General features: G+C 62.5%; 20 protein-coding genes. 9 read left to right on the top strand and 11 right to left on the bottom strand.

Annotated elements, in window-relative coordinates; genetic code table 11:
• Positions 1 to 155: 155 nt before the first annotated feature.
• Complete coding sequence (locus A462_RS28410; RefSeq protein WP_008431507.1) at positions 156 to 1787, bottom strand: AMP-binding protein; 1632 nt, start codon at positions 1785 to 1787, stop codon at positions 156 to 158.
• Between the two features lie 145 nt (positions 1788 to 1932).
• Between A462_RS28410 and A462_RS28415 the strand changes: the two genes are divergently transcribed.
• Genes A462_RS28415 through A462_RS28430 form a run of 4 tightly spaced genes read left to right on the top strand, consistent with a single transcriptional unit; the run spans position 1933 to position 7474 of the window.
• Positions 1933 to 3096, top strand: a complete 1164-nt coding sequence (locus A462_RS28415) for an isovaleryl-CoA dehydrogenase (RefSeq protein ID WP_003212472.1) — start codon at positions 1933 to 1935, stop codon at positions 3094 to 3096.
• Between the two features lie 14 nt (positions 3097 to 3110).
• On the top strand, positions 3111 to 4718 hold the full coding sequence (locus A462_RS28420; protein WP_008431506.1) for a carboxyl transferase domain-containing protein: 1608 nt from the start codon (positions 3111 to 3113) through the stop codon (positions 4716 to 4718).
• A gap of 15 nt (positions 4719 to 4733) precedes the next feature.
• Positions 4734 to 5540, top strand: a complete 807-nt coding sequence (locus A462_RS28425; RefSeq protein ID WP_003212468.1) for a gamma-carboxygeranoyl-CoA hydratase — start codon at positions 4734 to 4736, stop codon at positions 5538 to 5540.
• Positions 5537 to 7474 carry an acetyl/propionyl/methylcrotonyl-CoA carboxylase subunit alpha gene (locus A462_RS28430; RefSeq protein WP_008431502.1) on the top strand — a complete coding sequence of 646 codons (1938 nt, stop codon included), beginning with the start codon at positions 5537 to 5539 and terminating at the stop codon, positions 7472 to 7474. Before A462_RS28425 ends, A462_RS28430 begins: the two co-directional genes overlap by 4 nt.
• Here A462_RS28430 and A462_RS28435 read toward each other — a convergent pair.
• Positions 7471 to 8118: a LexA family protein gene (locus tag A462_RS28435; protein ID WP_032898766.1), complete on the bottom strand. Its 648-nt coding sequence runs from the start codon at positions 8116 to 8118 to the stop codon at positions 7471 to 7473. The two genes, A462_RS28430 and A462_RS28435, sit on opposite strands and share 4 nt — an antisense overlap.
• A gap of 129 nt (positions 8119 to 8247) precedes the next feature.
• Here A462_RS28435 and A462_RS28440 point away from each other — a divergent pair, with 129 nt between their 5' ends.
• Positions 8248 to 8610, top strand: coding sequence for a DUF6124 family protein (locus A462_RS28440; RefSeq protein WP_008431498.1), 363 nt, complete (start codon positions 8248 to 8250; stop codon positions 8608 to 8610).
• A 467-nt stretch (positions 8611 to 9077) separates the two neighbouring features.
• Positions 9078 to 10229 carry a M14 family metallopeptidase gene (locus tag A462_RS28445; protein WP_008431496.1) on the top strand — a complete coding sequence of 384 codons (1152 nt, stop codon included), beginning with the start codon at positions 9078 to 9080 and terminating at the stop codon, positions 10227 to 10229.
• Between the two features lie 54 nt (positions 10230 to 10283).
• On the opposite strand, the gene A462_RS28450 is transcribed toward A462_RS28445, so the two are convergent.
• A complete protein-coding gene (locus A462_RS28450) occupies positions 10284 to 10823 on the bottom strand; it encodes a cytochrome b (protein ID WP_003212459.1) in 540 nt (179 codons plus the stop codon).
• Positions 10820 to 11902, bottom strand: a complete 1083-nt coding sequence (locus tag A462_RS28455) for a catalase family peroxidase (RefSeq protein WP_008431493.1) — start codon at positions 11900 to 11902, stop codon at positions 10820 to 10822. Before A462_RS28455 ends, A462_RS28450 begins: the two co-directional genes overlap by 4 nt.
• Positions 11903 to 12073: 171 nt before the next feature.
• Between A462_RS28455 and A462_RS28460 the strand changes: the two genes are divergently transcribed.
• Both A462_RS28460 and A462_RS28465 read left to right on the top strand, forming a co-directional pair.
• Positions 12074 to 12580, top strand: coding sequence for an RNA polymerase sigma factor (locus A462_RS28460; RefSeq protein ID WP_003212456.1), 507 nt, complete (start codon positions 12074 to 12076; stop codon positions 12578 to 12580).
• Positions 12577 to 13329 carry an anti-sigma factor family protein gene (locus A462_RS28465; protein WP_003212454.1) on the top strand — a complete coding sequence of 251 codons (753 nt, stop codon included), beginning with the start codon at positions 12577 to 12579 and terminating at the stop codon, positions 13327 to 13329. Before A462_RS28460 ends, A462_RS28465 begins: the two co-directional genes overlap by 4 nt.
• Here the strand turns inward: A462_RS28465 and A462_RS28470 are convergent.
• Genes A462_RS28470 through A462_RS28500 form a run of 7 tightly spaced genes read right to left on the bottom strand, consistent with a single transcriptional unit; the run spans position 13326 to position 19669 of the window.
• Positions 13326 to 14309 (bottom strand): Csu type fimbrial protein, encoded by a 984-nt coding sequence (locus A462_RS28470; protein WP_371316159.1) that lies wholly within the window; start codon positions 14307 to 14309, stop codon positions 13326 to 13328. The two genes, A462_RS28465 and A462_RS28470, sit on opposite strands and share 4 nt — an antisense overlap.
• A 16-nt stretch (positions 14310 to 14325) precedes the next feature.
• Complete coding sequence (locus A462_RS28475; RefSeq protein ID WP_008431488.1) at positions 14326 to 16719, bottom strand: fimbria/pilus outer membrane usher protein; 2394 nt, start codon at positions 16717 to 16719, stop codon at positions 14326 to 14328.
• 41 nt (positions 16720 to 16760) lie between these two features.
• Positions 16761 to 17546 (bottom strand): fimbrial biogenesis chaperone, encoded by a 786-nt coding sequence (locus A462_RS28480; protein WP_003212447.1) that lies wholly within the window; start codon positions 17544 to 17546, stop codon positions 16761 to 16763.
• Positions 17547 to 17572: 26 nt separating this feature from the next.
• Positions 17573 to 18073 carry a Csu type fimbrial protein gene (locus A462_RS28485; RefSeq protein WP_008431486.1) on the bottom strand — a complete coding sequence of 167 codons (501 nt, stop codon included), beginning with the start codon at positions 18071 to 18073 and terminating at the stop codon, positions 17573 to 17575.
• A gap of 4 nt (positions 18074 to 18077) precedes the next feature.
• Complete coding sequence (locus A462_RS28490; RefSeq protein WP_032898768.1) at positions 18078 to 18614, bottom strand: Csu type fimbrial protein; 537 nt, start codon at positions 18612 to 18614, stop codon at positions 18078 to 18080.
• Between the two features lie 18 nt (positions 18615 to 18632).
• Entirely contained in the window at positions 18633 to 19175 is a 543-nt protein-coding gene (locus A462_RS28495) for a Csu type fimbrial protein (protein ID WP_008431482.1), read from the bottom strand.
• Positions 19169 to 19669, bottom strand: coding sequence for a Csu type fimbrial protein (locus tag A462_RS28500; RefSeq protein WP_443200821.1), 501 nt, complete (start codon positions 19667 to 19669; stop codon positions 19169 to 19171). The genes A462_RS28495 and A462_RS28500 overlap by 7 nt, the downstream gene beginning before the upstream one ends.
• 220 nt (positions 19670 to 19889) lie before the next feature.
• On the opposite strand from A462_RS28500, the gene zapE reads away from it, so the two are divergent.
• Entirely contained in the window at positions 19890 to 21005 is a 1116-nt protein-coding gene (gene zapE, locus A462_RS28505; protein ID WP_008431480.1) for a cell division protein ZapE, read from the top strand.
• The last annotated feature ends 2 nt before the right edge of the window (positions 21006 to 21007 follow it).

The following is a 21007-nucleotide window of genomic DNA, read 5'->3' as shown; positions in this document are numbered from 1 at the left end:
GTAATGCCGGAGTRAGGGAACACCGAGCCTAGGCGAGGTGCCGACAGGCGGGGCAGAGCGCTTTGGTTACTTTGCGCTTTTGCAAAGTGACTCGCTGTAAGAGCGAAACCATAAGCCGCCGTTACCTAAATAACGGATAAACACCCCGCCCTCCCTCACCCCCCCTTCAACTCTTCAATCATAATTTCCCGCATCCGAAACTTCTGGATCTTCCCCGTCACCGTCATCGGAAACTCATCCACAAATTTGAAATGCTTGGGCATCTTGAAGTGCGCAATCCGCCCCTTGCACCACGTCTGCAGCTCAAGCTCATTAGCCACATGCCCCGGATGAAACTTGATCCACGCCACAATCGCCTCACCGTAACGCTCATCCGGAATCCCGATCACCTGCACATCCGCCACCGCCGGATGAGTAAAGAAAAACTCCTCCAACTCCCGCGGGTACACGTTCTCACCTCCGCGAATGATCATGTCCTTGTTACGCCCGGCGATGCACACATACCCATGTTCATCCATGGTCGCCAGGTCGCCGGTGTGCATCCAGCCCGCCTCGTCGATAGCCTCACGAGTGCTGTCAGGATTATTCCAGTAACCGAGCATCACGCTGTAGCCCCGGGTACACAGCTCCCCTACCTGGCCCCGAGCAACCGTGTTACCGGCGTCATCGATAATCTTGCTTTCCAGCTGTGGCTGGGTCCGGCCAACCGTCGTAACACGCCGCTCAAGGTCATCATCCGGCCCGGTCTGCAACGACACCGGGCTGGTTTCCGTCATGCCATAGGCAATCTGCACCTCACTCATGTGCATCTCGCTGATAACCCGGCGCATCACCTCGATCGGACAAGTGGCGCCCGCCATGATCCCGGTGCGCAGGCGCGACAGGTCGAACTCGGCGCGGCGCGGGTGATCAAGCATGGCGATAAACATGGTAGGCACCCCGTATAGCCCGGTGGCCTGTTCTTCGGCGACGGCAGCCAGGGTCAGCAATGGGTCGAAACCGTCACTCGGGTAGATCATCGTGGTGCCATGGGTGATGCAGCCCAGGTTACCCATCACCATGCCAAAGCAGTGATACAGCGGCACCGGGATCACCAGGCGATCTTGCGCCGTCAGGCCCAGGCTTTCGCCAACCATGTAGCCGTTATTGAGGATGTTGTGGTGACTGAGGGTGGCGCCCTTGGGGAAGCCGGTGGTGCCGGAGGTGTACTGGATATTGACGGGTTGATCGAAGTGCAGGCCGGCCTGGCGGATCTGCAATTGCTCGGGCGGGACGCCTGCCCCGAGGGCCGCCAATTGCGACCAGGGCGTAAACCCCGGGGGCGGGCTGGGATCAAGGCTGATGATGCCGCGCAGGTCAGGTTGAAGCTCCTGCAACATGCCGTGGTAATCGGAGGTCTTGAACGACCCGGCGCACACCAACCACTGGCAACCGGATTGCTTGAGTACGTACTCCAATTCACTGCTGCGATACGCCGGGTTGATATTGACCAGAATCACGCCGATTTTGGCGCTGGCGACCTGGCTGATGCACCACTCGGCGCAGTTGGGGGCCCAGATGCCCAAGCGGTCGCCGGCCTGCATCCCCAAGGCCAGGAACGCACGTGCATGCAAGTCAACCGTCTCTGCCAGTTGCCGCCAGGTGAAGCGACGCTGTTGATGGCCCACGACCAAGGCTTCGCCGTCGGAGTAGCGCGAAACCGTTTGATCAAAGGCCTGGCCGATAGTCATGGCCAGCAAGGCCTTGTCCTGACAGCCGCGGCTGTAGCTCTGATTCGATTGATCCATAACGACCCCTGTTGTCTTTTTTGTAGGTTGACGTAAACGTAAACTACGATTGACAGGCCCGCAACGCAAGTTTACGTTAACGTAAAGGTGATCGCCCTCCCCGGCGTATTGACCATACAAAAACAACGCTAGAAGGTGCCCGTCCATGAGTTACCCCTCCCTGAACTTCGCCCTCGGTGAAACCATCGACATGCTGCGCGACCAGGTGCAATCCTTCGTTGCCAAAGAACTGGCGCCGCGCGCTGCGCAGATCGATATCGACAACCTGTTCCCCGCCGATATGTGGCGCAAGTTCGGCGATATGGGCCTGCTGGGCATCACCGTGCCGGAAGAATACGGCGGCGCCGGCCTGGGCTACCTGGCCCACGTGGTGGCCATGGAAGAAATCAGCCGGGGTTCGGCTTCGGTGGCGTTGTCCTACGGCGCGCACTCCAACCTCTGCGTCAACCAGATCAACCGCAACGGCACCCATGAGCAAAAACTCAAATACCTGCCCAAGCTGATCAGCGGCGAACACATCGGCGCACTTGCCATGAGCGAGCCGAACGCCGGCTCCGACGTGGTCTCCATGAAGCTGCGCGCCGATAAACGCGGCAGTGTGTATGTGCTCAACGGCAGCAAGACCTGGATCACCAACGGCCCTGATGCCAATACCTACGTGATCTACGCCAAGACCGACCTGGAAAAGGGTGCCCACGGCATCACCGCGTTTATCGTCGAGCGCGACTCGAAGGGCTTCAGCCGCAGCAACAAGTTCGACAAGCTCGGCATGCGCGGCTCCAACACCTGCGAGTTGTTTTTCGATGACGTCGAAGTGCCGGAAGAAAACATCCTCGGCGCACTCAATGGCGGCGTGAAAGTGCTGATGAGCGGCCTCGATTACGAACGCGTTGTGCTGTCCGGCGGCCCGACCGGGATCATGCAGGCCTGCATGGACCTGATCGTGCCCTACATCCATGACCGCAAGCAGTTCGGCCAGAGCATCGGCGAGTTCCAGCTGATCCAGGGCAAGGTCGCCGACATGTACACCCAGCTCAACGCCAGCCGCGCCTACCTGTACGCCGTGGCCCAGGCCTGCGAGCGCGGCGAAACCACGCGCAAGGACGCCGCCGGCGTGATCCTCTACAGCGCCGAACGCGCTACCCAGATGGCCCTCGACGCGATCCAGATTCTCGGCGGCAATGGCTATATCAATGAATTCCCGGCTGGCCGTCTATTGCGTGACGCCAAGCTGTATGAAATCGGTGCCGGCACCAGTGAAATCCGGCGCATGTTGATCGGTCGCGAACTGTTTAACGAAACCCGCTGAACGGAGCGCGCACCATGGCTACCCTGCACACCCAGCTCAACCCGCGCTCGGCGGAATTCGCCGCCAACAGCGTAGCGATGCTCCAACAGGTCGACGCCCTGCATACCCTGCTCGCCCAGGTGCAGCAAGGCGGCGGCGCCAAGGCCCAGGAGCGGCATACGTCGCGGGGCAAGCTGTTGCCCCGCGAGCGGATCAATCGCTTGCTCGACCCTGGCTCGCCGTTCCTTGAACTCAGCCAGCTGGCGGCTTATCAGGTGTACGGCGAAGACGTGCCCGCTGCCGGGGTGATTGCCGGGATTGGCCGGGTGGAAGGCGTCGAATGCATGATCGTCGCCAACGACGCCACGGTGAAAGGCGGCTCGTACTACCCGCTGACCGTCAAGAAACACCTGCGCGCCCAGACCATCGCCGAGCAGAACCGCCTGCCGTGCATCTACCTGGTGGACTCCGGCGGCGCCAACCTGCCGCGTCAGGATGAAGTGTTCCCGGACCGCGAGCACTTCGGACGAATCTTCTTCAACCAGGCGAACATGAGCGCCCAGGGCATCCCGCAGATCGCGGTGGTGATGGGCTCCTGCACTGCCGGTGGTGCCTATGTGCCGGCGATGGCGGACGAAGCAATCATGGTCCGCCAGCAAGCCACCATCTTCCTCGCCGGCCCGCCGCTGGTGAAGGCGGCGACCGGAGAAGTGGTCAGCGCCGAAGACCTGGGCGGTGCCGATGTGCACTGCAAGATTTCCGGGGTGGCCGACCACTATGCCGACAGCGACGAACATGCGCTGGCCCTGGCTCGGCGCAGTGTGGCCAACCTCAACTGGCGCAAGCTGGGGCAATTGCAACAACGCACGCCGCTGGCGCCGCTTTATAGCAGCGAAGAGCTGTACGGCGTGATTCCGGCCGACGCCAAGCAACCGTTCGATGTACGCGAGGTGATCGCGCGATTGGTGGACGGCTCGGTGTTCGATGAATTCAAGGCGTTGTTTGGCACCACTCTGGTGTGCGGCTTTGCGCACCTGCACGGCTATCCGATTGCGATCCTGGCCAACAACGGCATCCTCTTCGCCGAGGCCGCGCAAAAAGGCGCGCACTTTATCGAACTGGCCTGCCAGCGCGGGATTCCGCTGTTGTTCCTGCAAAACATCACCGGCTTCATGGTCGGCCAGAAATACGAAGCCGGCGGCATCGCCAAGCACGGCGCCAAACTGGTGACAGCGGTAGCCTGTGCCAAGGTGCCGAAGTTCACCGTGATCATCGGCGGCAGCTTCGGCGCCGGTAACTACGGCATGTGTGGACGCGCCTACGACCCGCGCTTCTTGTGGATGTGGCCCAACGCACGCATCGGCGTGATGGGCGCCGAACAGGCCGCCGGCGTGCTGGTGCAGGTCAAGCGTGAGCAGGCCGAGCGCGCCGGCCAGGGTTTCAGCAGCGATGAGGAAGCGGCAATCAAGCAGCCGATCCTCGACCAGTACGAAACCCAGGGCCACCCCTACTACTCCAGCGCACGGCTGTGGGATGACGGCGTCATCGACCCGCTGCAGACCCGCGACGTGCTCGCCCTGGCCCTGTCCGCCGCGCTGAACGCCCCCATCGAGCCGAGCCGCTTCGGCGTGTTCCGCATGTAAATGGAGCTGCACCCCATGAGCGATTTCAACACCCTCGAACTGATCACCGACCCCCGTGGCTTTGCCACGCTGTGGCTCAGTCGTGAAGCCAAGAACAACGCGTTCAATGCCGAAATGATCCGCGAACTGATCATTGCCCTGGATCGGGTGCAAGGCGATCCGGCCCTGCGCTTTCTGGTACTGCGCGGGCGCGGCAAACACTTCAGCGCCGGCGCCGACCTGGCCTGGATGCAGCAGTCGGCCGAACTGGATTACCACACCAACCTGGACGATGCCCGAGAACTGGCGGAGCTGATGTACAACCTCGCCAAGCTGAAGATCCCGACGCTGGCGGTAGTCCAGGGTGCGGCCTACGGTGGTGCCCTGGGGTTGATCAGTTGCTGCGACATGGCGATTGGCGCCGACGATGCGCAGTTCTGCCTGTCGGAAGTGCGCATTGGCCTGGCGCCGGCGGTGATCAGCCCGTTCGTGGTGCAGGCGATCGGCGAACGGGCAGCCCGTCGCTATGCCCTCACAGCGGATCGCTTTGGCGGTCAGCGGGCACGGGAAATCGGCTTGCTGGCGGAAAGTTATCCTGCCGATGATTTGGACATACATGTCGAATTGTGGATTACCAATCTGCTGCTCAACAGCCCCGCGGCCATGCGCGCCAGCAAGGACCTGCTACGGGAAGTCGGCCACGGTGCCCTGACGCCAGCGTTGCGTCGCTACTGCGAGAACTCCATCGCCCGGATCCGCGTCAGCGCCGAAGGCCAGGAAGGCCTGCGTGCCTTTCTGCAAAAACGCGCGCCCAACTGGCAGCCTCAGGAGCCGCGTTCATGAAGACGCTTACTACCGTATTGGTAGCCAACCGTGGCGAAATCGCCTGTCGGGTGATGCGCACCGCCAAGGCCATGGGCCTGACCACCGTGGCCGTGCACAGCGCCACCGACCGTGACGCGCGGCACACCCGCGAGGCTGATATTCGTGTGGACCTGGGCGGCAGCAAGGCCGCCGACAGTTACCTGCAAATCGACAAACTGATCGCCGCGGCCCAGGCCAGCGGCGCCCAGGCGATTCACCCGGGTTATGGGTTTCTTTCGGAGAACGCAGGGTTTGCCCGCGCCATTGAAGCCGCCGGGTTGATCTTCCTCGGCCCGCCCGCCTCGGCCATTGATGCCATGGGCAGTAAATCGGCCGCCAAGGCGTTGATGGAAACCGCCGGCGTGCCGCTGGTGCCCGGTTACCACGGCGACGCACAGGATCTGGAGACTTTCCGCCAGGCAGCCGAGCGTATCGGTTACCCGGTGCTGCTCAAGGCAACGGCAGGCGGCGGCGGCAAGGGCATGAAGGTGGTCGAGGACGTCAGCCAACTGGCCGAAGCGTTGGCCTCGGCACAGCGTGAAGCACTGTCCTCCTTTGGCAATGCGCAGATGCTGGTGGAAAAGTATTTGCTCAAGCCGCGTCACGTGGAGATCCAGGTGTTCGCCGACCAGCACGGTCACTGCCTGTACCTCAATGAGCGCGATTGCTCGATCCAGCGCCGCCATCAAAAAGTCGTCGAAGAAGCCCCGGCGCCGGGCCTGAGTGCCGAGCAGCGCAAGGCCATGGGCGAAGCGGCCGTGCGTGCGGCCCAGGCCATCGGCTACGTGGGCGCGGGCACCGTGGAGTTTCTGCTGGACGCCCGGGGCAAGTTTTTCTTCATGGAGATGAACACCCGGCTGCAGGTGGAACACCCGGTGACCGAGGCCATCACCGGCCTGGACCTGGTGGCCTGGCAGATTCGCGTGGCCCAGGGCGAGCCGCTGCCGATGACTCAGGAGCAAGTGCCACTGCTGGGGCATGCGATTGAAGTGCGCCTGTACGCCGAGGACCCGGCCAACGATTTTCTGCCGGCCACCGGGCACCTGGCGCTGTACCGCGAATCCACGCCAGGGCCCGGGCGCCGGGTAGACAGCGGCGTCGAACAAGGCGACAACGTGTCACCGTTCTACGACCCGATGCTGGGCAAGTTGATTGCCTGGGGCGAGGACCGCGAACAGGCGCGCCTGCGGCTGCTGGGCATGCTCGATGAATTTGCCGTGGGTGGACTGAAGACCAACCTGGGCTTTTTGCGGCGCATTATCGGCCATCCGGCGTTTGCCGCTGCCGAGCTCGATACCGGGTTTATCCCGCGTTATCAGGATGAGCTGCTGCCTGTGCCAGGGGAGTTGAGCGATGAGTTCTGGCAGGCCGCCGGCCAGGCGTTCATGCAGACCCAACCGAGCACTGACACCCGTTCGCCCTGGGCCGACACCCGAGGTTTTCGCGCAGGCTTGCCGGGCGAGGTTTCCCTGCACCTGAGCTGCAACGGCCAGGATCGCCTGGTAATGCTGCAAGCCGGCGTCAACCCGCCCCAGTTGCACGGCGAACAATTGCTGATCGACCAGCACGGCGTGCGCCGCTCCCATCTGGCGGTACGCGAGGGCGGCAGTGTGTTTTTGCGCTGGGACGGCGAGGTTCACAGTGTCAGCCTGTTCGACCCCATTGCCGCCGTCGACGCCAGCCAGTCCCATCAGGGCGGCCTGACCGCACCGATGAACGGCAGCATCGTGCGAGTGCTGGTGGAAGTCGGGCAAACCGTTGAACCCGGTACGCAGTTGGTGGTGCTGGAGGCCATGAAGATGGAACACAGCATTCGCGCGCCCCATGCCGGCGTGGTCAAGGCGCTGTACTGCCAGGAAGGCGAAATGGTCGGTGAAGGCAGCGCACTGGTGGAGCTGGAAGCCGCGAGTTAAAACCTCGTGACCGCCTGCGCCACCACGCCGATGATCCGGCACTCTTCACTGAACAGCATCTTCGGGTATGTAGGGTTGAGCGGCACCAGGTAAAGCTGGCCGCTCTGCCTGACCCATTTGCGCAAGATCGCCTGGGAATCAAATGCCCATTGGGCCACCACCAGTTTGCCGGGCTCGGGCTGGATGGCCGGGTCCACCAGAATCATCGTGCCTTCATTGATACTCAAGCCGCTGGGGGCGGTCATGGCGTCGCCAGTCACGCGCATCCAGAACGCCTTGCCATGGGCGTGATAGTCGCTCATCTGAAAACGAGTAACGCCGTACGGCCGAGGTTCTTCCTGCAATGGGTAGCCTCCCGTCCCTTCGCTCACCGGGTAACGGTAATTCGGGTTGTAGTGCGGCGCCGGCTGCAGTTCCTCGGCAACCGCCGCGAGCGCTTTTTCGCGAACCACCAGCGCGACCTCGAGCCCATCCAGGCCCAGCTCCTGCATCACCCGGTTCATATCGGCAAGGCTCGGCACCCGACGCTTGTTCAGCCAGTGGCCGACCCCGCCCTGAGACATGCCCAGGCGCGACGCCAGTTGGTCCTGCGTGACCTTGCGGTCTTTCATGTTGGCCTTGACCAACGCTATCCATTTATCCATGGGCCCTGACAATACGTTGTGTACTCACCACGACAATAAACAGTTTGTAGTAATCAATAAAACGCCATAAATACGATTAGTACTAATATCGATTGCAGGCTTTCGACACCCACACAGAGCACTGCCCTTATGACGAACACCCCGTATACCCTGCCCGACACCTGCGATGAAGACGAGCGGCTGTTCCTGCGCAGCAGTGGCGCCGCCCAACGCGCGCTGGACTATTACCTGAAAGAGGATGCCGCACCGCCCTCCGTTGACGACACGTTGTTCGAGGTCAAGCCCGGCATCAGCGACGAGGAGGCCCTGGTCCACGCCTCCGACCTGCTGCGCAGCGCCGCGGCCACTGCGTACGAATCGGCAAACAGCGCCCACGGCAATAGCCGGGACCTGGCGTTTTCAGTGGTCTATTTGATCGATATGGCGAAGGTGATGGTGGAGCGGTCACTGCGGCTTTCGGCGAGGGGTGCCGAACAGCCGGCCAGTCTGTAACAGGCACGCGGGAAAAATATTTCTATCCGAGGGATAAAAACATTTGACTTGCAAATGATAATGATTATTATTGGACCCAGCTGATCGCGAGATCAGTCGATAGACCAAGAGACCTTAGGTCGGACTCTTGGAATATCTCCTCATCAGGCTAATCACGGTTTTTGACCCGGCTCTTTGGCCGGGTCTTTTTTTTGCCAGTTTTTCCCTGGCGTGACTTCAGGCTAATGAAGACTGTGTGTTGCTTGATGGCGCGCATGGTAGCAAAAGACCATCGCCAAAAGAAAGTCGATCGAGCGCTCTAGGCCGGTTCTTTCAAAAATAGCACTTGAGAATCAATCTCATAGATTCTAAGCTGCGGCGGCGTCATGGACGACGCCCCCCTCTTCACCCGCAAAAATTGCATCCAGGCTTTGCCCCGCTCCGGTGTAAAATGCCCGCCACAACACTCATATTCAGGCAACCAGACTATGACCGTGGCCTTGACCTCCATCAAGATCAGCACCGACTTCGACAGTGGCAATATCCAGGTGCTCGACGCCAGTGATGCTCACCAGTTGCTGCTGGCGATAAAGCCCGATACGCGCAGCCAGCACTTCCAGTGGTTCCACTTCAAGGCCGAAGGCATGCACGTGGGTCACACCCACACCTTCCGCCTGAGCAATGCCGGCCACTCGTCTTACAAGCACGCCTGGAGCGGCTACAACGCCGTGGCGTCCTACGACCATATCAACTGGTTCCGGGTGCCCACCCGCTTTGATGGCGAAACGCTGCACATCACCCTCGAAACCCGTGAAAAACAGGCCTGGTTCGCTTACTTCGAACCCTACAGCCGCGAACGCCACGACTGGCTGATCGACCAGGCGCTGAACCGCGCCGGCACGCAATTGCTGGCCACCGGCAAAAGTGTCGAAGGCCGTGATATCCAACTGCTGCGCCGTGGCAAGGGCGAGGCCAACAAGCGCAAGGTCTGGATCATCGCCCAGCAGCATCCCGGCGAGCACATGGCCGAATGGTTTATGGAAGGCATCATCGAGCGCCTGCAACAGGACGGTGACGCCGAGCTGAAAAAGCTCCTGGCCGCCGCCGACCTGTACCTGGTACCGAACATGAACCCCGATGGCGCGTTCCATGGGCATCTGCGTACCAACGCCATGGGCCAGGACCTCAACCGCGCCTGGCAGAGTGCGAGCCAGGAGATCAGCCCCGAAGTACTGTTCGTCCAGCAACAAATGGAAAAGTACGGCGTTGACCTGTTCCTGGATATCCACGGCGACGAGGAAATCCCCTATGTGTTCACCGCCGGTTGTGAAGGCAACCCGGGCTACACGCCACGTATCGAGCAGTTGGAAAAACACTTCCGCAGCCACCTGAGCAACCTCACCCGGGATTTTCAGACCGCGCATGGCTACACCCGCGACCTGCCGGGCGAAGCCAATATGACCCTGGCGTGCAACAGCGTCGGCGAGAAGTTCGATTGCCTGTCCCTGACCCTGGAAATGCCCTTCAAGGACAACGACGACGCGCCCAACCCGCACACTGGCTGGTCGGGCAAACGCTCGATGCAGTTGGGCAAGGATGTGTTGAGCAGCGTGGCGGATATCGTCGGCGTATTGCGCTAAACATCCACGATCCCGGCGACGGCTGCCTCACAGCAACCGCCGCCGGGGAAGGCTTCAGTCCTTGCTGCCGGTCATGCTTTGCAACACACCGTCACGCCGGATCAAACCGTGGAACAGCGCCGCCGCCAGGTGCAACAACACCGTCAGAAACAGCAAATACGCCAGGTAACCGTGAGCCTTGCGCAACACGGCAAACAACGGCGCATTCGCCCCCACCAGCGCCGGCAACTGTACCGAACTGCTGAGCATCACCGGGTCGCCGGCCGCTGAAATCATCGCCCAGCCCAGCAGCGGCAACACCAGCATCAACGCATACAGCACCACGTGGGAGGCCTTGGCCGCCAGCACTTGCCACAGCGGCAAGTCGGCAGGCAGCGGCGGCTGGCGCGTGGAAAAACGCACCACCAGGCGCACGATCACCAGCGCCAGGATCGCAATGCCCAGCGGCTTGTGCAGGTGGATCAGCCACTCATGGCGTTCGGAAACCGAGGCTACCATGCCCGCGCCGATAAACAGCATGGCGATGATCATCAACGCCATCAGCCAATGCAGCAGCCGCGCCAGCGGGGCGAAAAACCGGGGTTGGGCATTCATGGCTTCGACTCCTGAGGGGCGCTGTGCAGCTGGCTGACTTCGCTGGTGCGACGCAGGTAGGAACTGGCGTACGCCGCCGAACGGGCGGCCAGCAATGGGTCATTCGAGGCTTCGATACCGCTCGGCAGCACCAGTGGATCAAAGTTGATGTCACGGCAATCACCGTCCATTTGCGGCTGGCTGCTTTCCAGCACCAGGGTCCCGGCATTCAGCACCTTGTGCTCACCGGTCCAGGTCTTGCTGGCGTCATCTACCGGGTCGCCCGGGTTGGCCAGGGTGAGGTTCAACTGCCAGCGCAACGGCCCGGCCACCAGGCGCTGGGCCAGGTCTTTTTCGAGGAAGTCGCTGCCGGCGGGCGCCGTGGCCCCCGCAGCATCCTGGCTTTGCGGTACGACGCCCCAGCGCACGGCCTGGCGTTGGCCGCTGGCGTTTACCAGGTAAAACGCGTTGATGCCGTTATAGGTTTCAGTGGCATAGCTGGCAGACGGCTTGGCGGTCTTGACCCAGGCCAGGAACGGCGCGGTCTCGGGGTGCGCCGCGAAGAACGCCGGCATGCCTGCCGGGTTCGGCTTGCCGGTGGCCGGGTCAGGTGCGCCGGCCTTGAGCATCTCGAAGAAGGCCTCGGGCGTGCCCACCGGGAACACCGGCATGCTGTTCATCCCGGTGCGCCATTGCTGGCCGTTGGCCAAGTTGAACTGCAAGGCAAAACTGCGGATCGGCACGCTGCTGTCCGGCGCATACGGGTTGCCGCTGGGCAGCGCAAAACGCCCGATAACCGGGGTACGCGCCTCGCTGAATACCTGGGCACTGGAATACTGGCGCGCTTCGGGGCTGCTCTCGAAATAACCGGCCACGCACACGCCCTTGGCATGGTTACGCCGGTAGCCAGGGTGCAAGCCGTTGTTGGTTTCCAAGGCATTGACCAGGGTTTTGGGACGCAACCGCTGTGGGTCGAGGCTCCCGTTAACGTAGGCAAACGCCCCGGCCACGACGGCAACCACCACGCCGATGCTGGCCAACCGAATTATCAGGCTTGCGGTGCTCAGCGGCGGACGGGGCGGTGATGAGTGATCTACCATGAAATAACTCCAGGGCCCAAGGCCTTGAGTGGGTGAAACATAAGGTCGGAACACTTGGGACGAACGCCAGCGCACTCTATTCCCTGGCCTGCTGTTTATTTTTATTGGCCTGGAATAACCTTCAACGCCGGACGTCTTCCTAGTCCCAGCGTAGTGACTAGCCAGAATCCCATGCACGAACTCGACGAACAGTTACGTGAACTCATCCCCAGGTTGCGGCGTTTTGCCGTGTCCCTGACGCGTAACACCAGCAGCGCCGACGACCTGGTGCAGGCGAGCCTTGAGCGCGCGATCATCAGTTGGGCCGACAAACGCCTCGAAGGCGACTTGCGCGCCTGGCTGTTCTCGATCCTCTACCGGCAGTTCCTCGACGCCCATCGGCGCTCCCGGCGGTACACACGCATGCTGGAATTTTTCACCGGCCGCGATGATTCGCAGCCGTCGGTCGAGCGCACCGTCATCGCGCAATCGACCCTGCAAGCCTTCGACAAATTGAACACCGAACAGCGCGCCCTGCTGCTGTGGGTCTCGGTGGAAGGCTTGAGCTACAAAGAAGTCGCCGACATCCTCGAGGTGCCCGTGGGCACCGTGATGTCTCGCCTGTCGCGCGCGCGCCAGGCCCTGCGCCAGCTCAGCGACGGCGAAATCACCAGCCCTGCCCTGCGGATACTCAAATGATCAGCCTGCCTCCCAGCGAACGCGATTTGCATGCCTACGTCGATCACCAGCTCCTGGACGCCGACCGCCGCCAGCTCGAAACCTGGCTGGCGGCCCACCCGGACGTCGCCGCCCAGGTGCACGCCTGGCAACAGGACGCGCAGCACCTGCGGGCCTCGTTGAGCGGCGCACTGCAACAACCCGCCAACCCCGAGCTGGACCCGGCCCTGATTCGCCAGCGGGTCAAGCGCCAGTCACGCCGCCATCTCGCAACCGCCGCCATGCTGTTGATTGCCGTCAGTGTCGGCGGCCTCGGCGGCTGGCAGGCCCGCCAGGCTACGCTGCTCGAGAGCATGGCGCCCATGAGCGACGCGATGCAGGCCTACCGCCTGTTTGCCCAGGACGGCATCTTGCCCGCCGACTACCACGTGCAAAGCGGTGGCGACATGCAAGGCTGGCTCGACCGTTACTTCAACCAGGCCTACCGCCTGCCGGACCTGAGCCAGGCCGGGTTCAAGGCGGTCAGCGGGCGCCTGCTCAGTACCGAACAAGGCGCGGCGGCCATGGTGCTGTATGAAGACCCCCAAGGGCGACGCATCAGTTTCTATATCCGTCCGCCAGGCCCGGAAAACAAATTCCTGCCCCGTGGCAGCCGCAGTGCCGACGGGCTGCAGGCCGAATACTGGTCGGGCGCGGGCTACAACTATGCGATGGTCAGCCCGCAAGACCCGTCGACCACGCAGATGCTCAAGCAGACGATGCGGTTCTAGAAGGCCACATCCAGCACCACGTTATCGACGTAGGTGCCGGCCGGCGGTGTTGTCTGGTTGGTATAGATCGCGGCGTTGTAGTTGAACACCTGGCTACCGGTACCCAAGCCATTCCCGGGATTCACCTCAGCCGTTGAGCTGGCGCGCCGGGCGGTGCTCACGCTGCCCCAGCGGGTGGTGGTGGCGCTTTTGAAAATGTCGTAATTCAGGAAATTGCTGCCAGAAACCATCCGCCGCTGCCCACCCACACTCACCGGGTTCTGGCCATCGCTGATGCCCACGGTGTAGGCGCTGCCCTTGGTGCAGGCAATGGTGGCCTGCCCGTTCACGCTGGAAAAACCACTGACTACCGGCGCACTGCCGAAGGCGATGTTGGGTGCAGAGATTGTGCAGTCGTTAGCCACGGTCATGCTGACGGTCAGAGAAGCCGTGCCACTGCCGGTGTCCCGTATGACACAGAGAGAACCCACACCGAGGACCGAGCAATAATTCCAGGTCCAGGCAATGCTTAGTGTCTCAGTATAAAGGCCGGCCGCCACATTGCTGCCGATGATGGAACTCAGATAAAGCGGCACGGTTTTCGTGCCCGGCCCGGATACCAGCCCCAGGCTTTGGGCGATGCCGGTGGCACCGAAATCGAATTGGGTTCCACGGGTGATCGGATAACTGGTGCTGTTACTGCCGTAGATCGTATAGCTGATGATATCCCCAGTGGGGCCGACCATGCCGCTGGTGGCCGACGTGATGGTTGCATAGAAGTGATCATTGGCTGCCAGCAACGAGATCAGCGTGGCCCCACAATTCAAGCCGGCATTGGTGGTGGAACTGGTCTGGGGAGCGGTGCGCACCGTCATCGAACTGATCGAGCCAAAGCCGGCCGGCGAGGTGGTTCCCGGCACCGAGCACGCGGCCATCACCTGTGTCGAAAAGCCCAGCCCCGCCAGCACCAGCAGCCCCACTATGCATTCCTTGCCCCGCACACCCACACTCCTTATCTCATTGGCAAACCAGTGGCCCGATCAGCGGCACCTGTGCTTCGTTGATATCCAGATCGAACGTTGCCTGGCAGGTACGGCCCTCACCCACAGTGACTTGCAAGGTGTTGTGGGCCGCCAGGTTCTCCAGGTACACCAGGCCGTCCCAACCCACCACCGCCCGCGCGCCGGTTTGCTCGTGACGCACCTGGCTGCCCAGGGGCAGTTCCTGATGCTGGGCATCCACCAGGGTGATACTGGCCGCGATCACCCGGCGCACCGGGAATTCCAGCAAATAGCCGCTGCCGCGACGCACCGCCACCCGCTGCTCGACATTCGGCGTCTGCACGGTGACCGGCAGGTTCAGCGGGTCGATTTCATATTTGCCGCGGTAATAAGCGCTGCTCCACGGCACCAGCAGATGCCCGTTGCGATCGGTTTCACCCACTAGCTGGTTTTCGTAAAGCACCGGCACCCCGGCATAACCATCGGTGCTCACCACCACAAACGCGTCATTCACCCGATTAGCCGCGAACACTTGCTTGTCCATCCACACCAACGAACCGCTGGCATCCGCCCAGCGGGTCTCGGCGTCGCTGCTGCCATAGACGCCCGCCTGCAATTGCACCGACTGCATGCGCCAGGTCAGGTCGGCCTGGCGATAGGCGGGGCCGTCGCCACTGGCATACCCCAGGTTGTAGCCCACGCCGCCTTCGGACGGCACCGCCCGGCTGTAGTTGACCCGCTGGCGACTCTCGCCGGCCTGGCTGCGCTCGTTGCTCAAGGCCAGGCTGCCATAGATGTCGAACGGGATGACCAACTGCGCCTGCATGGCCCAGTTGCTGTCACCGACCTCGCGGTTGGCCGACAGGTAGAAACTGGTGTTGCGCCACAGCTGTTTGCTCCAGGTGAGGTTCATCAGCCGGGTGCGGGAGTCATCGGCCGCCTGCACATCGAAATAGCCGGCACCGATGCTGCCGAAATCGTTGAGGTTCAGGCTCAGGGTCACCTGCTCGCTGCGCTTGCTGAGGCTCGCATAAGGCGTGTCGACCAGGGTCAGGTCGGCGTACTGGTCGCGGCGTTCTACTCGCTGGTATGACAGGCTGTAGCGCTGGTTGCTGTATTGATAACCGAAGCTCAATTGCTGGCCGGTCTCGCCATCAAACTGGCTTTGGCTGAGGGCGGTATTGAGCACCCCGAAGTTGCCCAGCCGCACGTTGCCGCCGAGCCCGCCCAGGGTCAGGTCGCCTGAGGCTTCGGCATGGCTTTCCAGGGTGAAGTAGTCCGACACCCCGTAACGAAACGTGCCGCTGGCCACGCCCGGCCCGTAGCCAAAATCCCGAATGGTGTAGTCGCGGCGCAAATTACCGGCCGCCACGGAAAAATCCGACAGGCCTTTTTGCAACAACGTACTGGTGACGTAGAACGGCACGGTGGTCGACACCTGCCGGCCCAGGGCATCGGTGGTGACCACCACCGCTTCGCCGGCGCCGTTGATAAACGGCACGTTGGTCAAGGTGTAAGGGCCCGGCTGCAGATCTGCGCTGCTGGATTTGTAGCCATTGATGAACAGGTCCACCGACGACGGCACCGCCGCCTCCCCGGCAAATTGTGGCAAGGGGTAAGTCACCAGGTCCGGGCGTACGCCGAAATCCCGCGACACTTGCACCCCGCCCAGGCGTACCGAACTGCTCCACGGCAATGCGCTGCTGATCACGTCGCCCGCCTCGTAGGTCAGCAGGCGCTCATCGTCGGAAAAGCGCCAGGTGGTGTCATAGCGCCGGTAGCCATTGTTCAAAGTGCTGCCGCTGGCCTGGCCGCCAAAGGTGGTGCGGTATTGGCCGGTATTGGACAAGGTGCCCCAGGTATCGAACAGCCGCACTTCGTTGAAAATGCCCAGGTATGTGCCGGCGTCATCGGTGTCGTTCAGGTAAGCGTCATAGTTGAGCAACGCACCAAAACTGGTGAGTGCCTGGGCGCGCGGGTAGTTGTTGCGACTGCCGATGAACTGCGCCGGCAACCACGCCGGCGGTACCGTCAACATGAGGCGCTGGCCCTGGCTGTCGTAATCGGTGTGCAGGCCCGGCAGGTGGTCCAGCGCGACCTCGGTGGTGATCTCGGCCGGCAGCTTCATGCCCACGTCCCGCAAGGTGGCCGCCGGCACAAACAGGCCGCCGGCGCGCTGATCCACGGCCACCACCCGGCCAGTGTCCATCCGGTTGACCACCAGTTCGAGGAACAACTGTGCATCGGCAACAGCCTCCATGTTGCTGGGCGGCGGCGGCAACGGCGCGGCCACGCCAAGCGGCGCAAGCACCAGGCCCGCCAGGCCGCCCACCACCCACACCGATCGCCATCGACTACGAGCCCAACCATGGCTCACCAAGGCATTGTGTCCATCAATGGACATCTCCATCCGTTAAGACCAAGGGCTGCTCCATGCCCTATTCCATTGCGTTACCGTCCCGGCGCAAGGTTCTCCAGTTGCGCTGCGCCATTGACTCGCACCTGCAGCGGCTGATCGCCCGCGACACCTTGTGGCACCGGCCAGCGCATGGTTGCGCCCGGCAGTACATAGCCGAGCAGGCCGTCTACCAGCGGCCGGGTCTGCCCGCCCTGTTTGAACGCCACATCGGTGAGCCGCGCGTGCACCGCGCCCTGGTTGCGCATCTCCACATAGTTGCGCCCGCCGACGGTGACTTTTTTCCAGCTCAGGTCAGGCTTGCCCGCGCCCTTGGGGTCGCGCTGGCGCGTCGCGTCTTCCTTGCTCCACAGGCCTGCGCCGTAGGCGAACAACGGCACCGAATAACGCATCTGAAAGCGGATGGCTGCGGCCGTCTTGCCATCGGCTGCGGGGGTTTCAGGGGTGGCGGCGGGGATTTCGTCGATGATGATCCGATAGGCCAACTCCTGGCCCGGCGGCACTTCCCGGGTCCGGGTCAGGCGCACCAATTGCTTCTGCCCCGGTTCGATCTTCGCCACCGGCGGGCTGCCGATCACGTCGCGCTGGTTCTGGTACTGCTCGTCAAACCCGCCCTGGCTCCAGGCAAATACCCGGATCTGCAGGTTGGCAGTCTCTGTACCGCGGTTCTCCAACCACAAGGCGCTGGCCTGTTGATCGGCCTCCAGCACCGGGTCAATGGGCCAGATCAGCACCGAACTGGCAGCCTGGACCTGCCCGGCGCCCAACGCCACCAGACCGATAAAACCCGCAACCCAATACCGCCGGGAAGCTGCAAACATAGATTCCACTCCTCATGCCAATCGCCTTACCAGGACAGCTGCACCTGCAGCACGTCGCTGTACGTCCCCCCAGGCTGATTACCCGGTAACACCACCCGGCCGTAAATCGGCAGGGTTATATTGTTCGCGTTGCTGTAGGCCACGCTGACGCTTTGACTGATCCCCAGGCTCTGGCTCAGGGCCGCGTCCTGAAACAGCTGGTACGCCACTTGGGCACTGCCGCTATTGAGTTGCATGTGCCGGCCACTGGCGTTGTACAAGCCGCCGTTGACGCTCATGTTCAAGGTGACTCCCGGAGTGCATTGCAGCGTTACCCCGCTGCTCAGCGCCACCGACACCGTGCTGGTGGACAACGACGAATAGCTGCCGAACGCCAGGCTGCCGTAGTTCGTGCCGCCGCCCACCACCAGGCAGCCTGCGGCAATCGTCGCGCTGACCTGGATCGTCTGGCTGGTCACCGCCAGCAACGACAACGGCATCCCCCAACCCGTGATGACCGCCAGCGTCGCCCAGCAGGCCCGCTTCATCGCACTAGAACGTCAATTGCACGGACACCGTGTCGGTGTAGGTACCCGCCGGCAGACCTGCCTTGCCCACGGCCTGGCCGTAGATGTTCACGGTTTGCGCAACGCCCGTGCTCGCACCTACGTTGATGGTTCCGTTGATCGCCAGGAGTGTCGAATGCCCGGTGTCGGTGTAGAAGTCATACGGCACATAATTGGCCACGCCGTCATACAGCGCCCGGGTGCCGCCCGTGGACTGGCCGTCATGGGAGCCCGCACCCACGGTGATCACCGGCGAGGTGCCCGAGGAACACTGGATCGACAACGCGCCTCCACCGCCGCCCAGCACCTGGCCGGACTGCGTGGTGAACTGGCTGTTGGTGGTACCGAAATTGATCGTACCGAAGTTCAAACCGGTGGTGCCGCCCACGCCGTTGACCAGGCAACTGTTGGTCAGGATCAGCGTGGAGCTGATCTGCCCGGTGACCGTCGTGGCCGCCTGGGCACCCGATACCCAGGCCAGTGCGACCAATGGGAGAACTGCTTTAGATACAAGTGCATGCATGATGTCCATCCTCATGAATTACCAATCCAGAGTCACCGTCAGGGTGTCTGTGTAGATGCCGGCCGGTAGGGCCCTGGTATTCGCCACCACCGAGCCGAATACCGGGATCGGTACCTGTGCGCCCTTGGTCACGACGAAATTGCGTTGCTGGCCGATGCTGTAGGTGCTTCGGCCCGCAGGATCGGCCGACAGCCGATACGGTATGGTTTGCCGGCCATTGCTCAAGCGCCGGGTGATGCCGTCGCCATGGGCGCCGCCGTCGATGGTCACGGTGAAACTGCTCACCACCGACGGGTTGCAGGACACCGCGAGCGCGGCCTTGTCGCCATCACTGATGCCGGCACCCAGGCCCTTGTCCCAGGTGGGTCCGTGGCTGCCGAAATCCAGCAAGGCCGAGCCGCCATCCGGGCTCACCGGCGCGCTGTCGGTGCCTTTGCTCACCTGGCAACTGGCAGTGATCACCAGCCGTGCGTGAATCTGCCCGGCGACCGCCGCCTGGGCGTCCTCGGCCAGGAGCAACAGGCCGCCCAGCGCGATGCAGGCCAGGACGCGGCTTACCATGTCACCGTCACTTTGAGCAGGTCGGAATAACGCCCCACGGCCGGTATTTCCTTGAGCGGCTCGATGCGTCCATAAAGTGGCAAGTCCACCGTGCCGGAATCGGGCACACGGCCGCTCAACGGTACGTCCACGGCCAAGGGGATGCGGCGTGCGGCATCGGCATAAATTCGATAGGGAATGGGTTTGATCGAGGGGGCAGCAGCGCCCAGGTAACGTACTTCGCCGATGCCGCCATGCAGGCCGCCGTCGACACGCATCTGATACGGCGTATCCGGGTTGCACTCCAGGCGTGGCTGGCGCTGGCTGATCAAGGCTGCACTCAACGGGCCTGCCGGGTCATCCAGCCGGGAGCCGCTGCCGAAATCCAGTACGCCGAGCTGCTCGATCCCTGCTTCACGCGTGGTGCCGACCAACTGGCACCCCCGCTGCACGTCGATACGCACCTCAACCTGGAGCTGGGCACCATAAACCGTGTAGCAGAGCATCGCGCTCATGATTGCCAAGACTGCGTGTCCCTTCACTGCCCCAAATCCTTATACAGGGGTGACTGCTGTGTATGAGGTTAGTCACTTGAAGGGAATCCGCCAGTCAGGTCGGTGTTTTGGATCCATTGACCCATGCCTTTTCCAGATAGCTCGCGCCGTGCTTCTCTATTGGTCAAACCGCGACCGGCGCTCTAAAGTGAGCGACCACCGAAACACAGAGTGACTGACATTGGCTGCTTTACCGCCCCTGCTCAAACGGTTGCTGGGTAAAACCGCGGCGACCACCGCCGCCCCCGGTATCAGCGCATTCTTCCAGGGCAAGGCCCGGCAACAGGGCTATACCCTCAGTCCAAGCCAGCAACAGGTGATCGAGACCATGTCCCGGCAAACCGACCATCTGCTGGCCGGGCGCCCTACCCGCAGCCTGTACCTGCACGGCGCCGTCGGCCGGGGCAAGAGCTGGTTGCTGGACGGCTTTTTCCAGGCGTTGCCGATTGCCGAGAAACAGCGCGTGCACTTCCACGACTTTTTCGCCCGTCTGCACCAGGGAATGTTTGCCCATCGCCAGCAGCGCGATGCCTTGGCCGTGACCCTGGATGAGTTGCTCGATGGCTGCCGCGTGCTGTGCTTCGACGAGTTTCACGTACACGATATCGGCGATGCGATGCTGATCAGCCGCCTGTTCAAGGCCCTGTTCCGGCGCGGAGTCTGGGTGCTGGTAACCTCCAATTATCCGCCCGCCGGGTTGCTGCCGAACCCCTTGTACCATCAGCGGTTCAAGCCGGTGATCGAGCTGATCAGCGCGCGCATGGACGTGATGGAAGTCAGCGCCCCCCAGGATTTTCGCAGCCTGGCCCAGGCCCATGGCGATCAGCGGTTCAGCGCTGGCCAGTTCGTGTGGCCGGGGACTGCCGCGCAACGCCAAGCCCTGGGCCTGCCGTCAGTGGATCAGGCCCCGGTCAGCCTGACCGTCGGAGCCCGGCAATTGACTGCCCGCTGGCACCAGGACCGCAGCATTGCCTTCACCTTCAGCGACCTGTGCGAACAACCGACCGCCGTCATGGACTACCTGCAGCTGTGCCGCGACTATGAACGCTGGATCATCGACGGCCTGCCGCACCTGGCGGACTGTCCGATTGCCGCCCAGCAACGGTTCATCAACCTGGTGGACGTGCTCTACGACCAGGACAAGCAATTGGTGCTGATCGGCGAGCAGCCGCTGGAGCAATCCCTGAGCGGCCAGGCCATCGATTTGGCGCGCACCGCCAGCCGCCTGGGGCAGTTGCAGAAGATCGGGCCGCAACCCGCTATCATGAGCGCCATTCACGCCCCTATTGCCGAGTGACG

Source organism: Pseudomonas sp. Ag1, from assembly GCF_000278565.1.
In the GTDB taxonomy this organism is placed as follows: domain Bacteria; phylum Pseudomonadota; class Gammaproteobacteria; order Pseudomonadales; family Pseudomonadaceae; genus Aquipseudomonas.
This window is presented reverse-complemented; position numbering and strand designations above follow the sequence as displayed.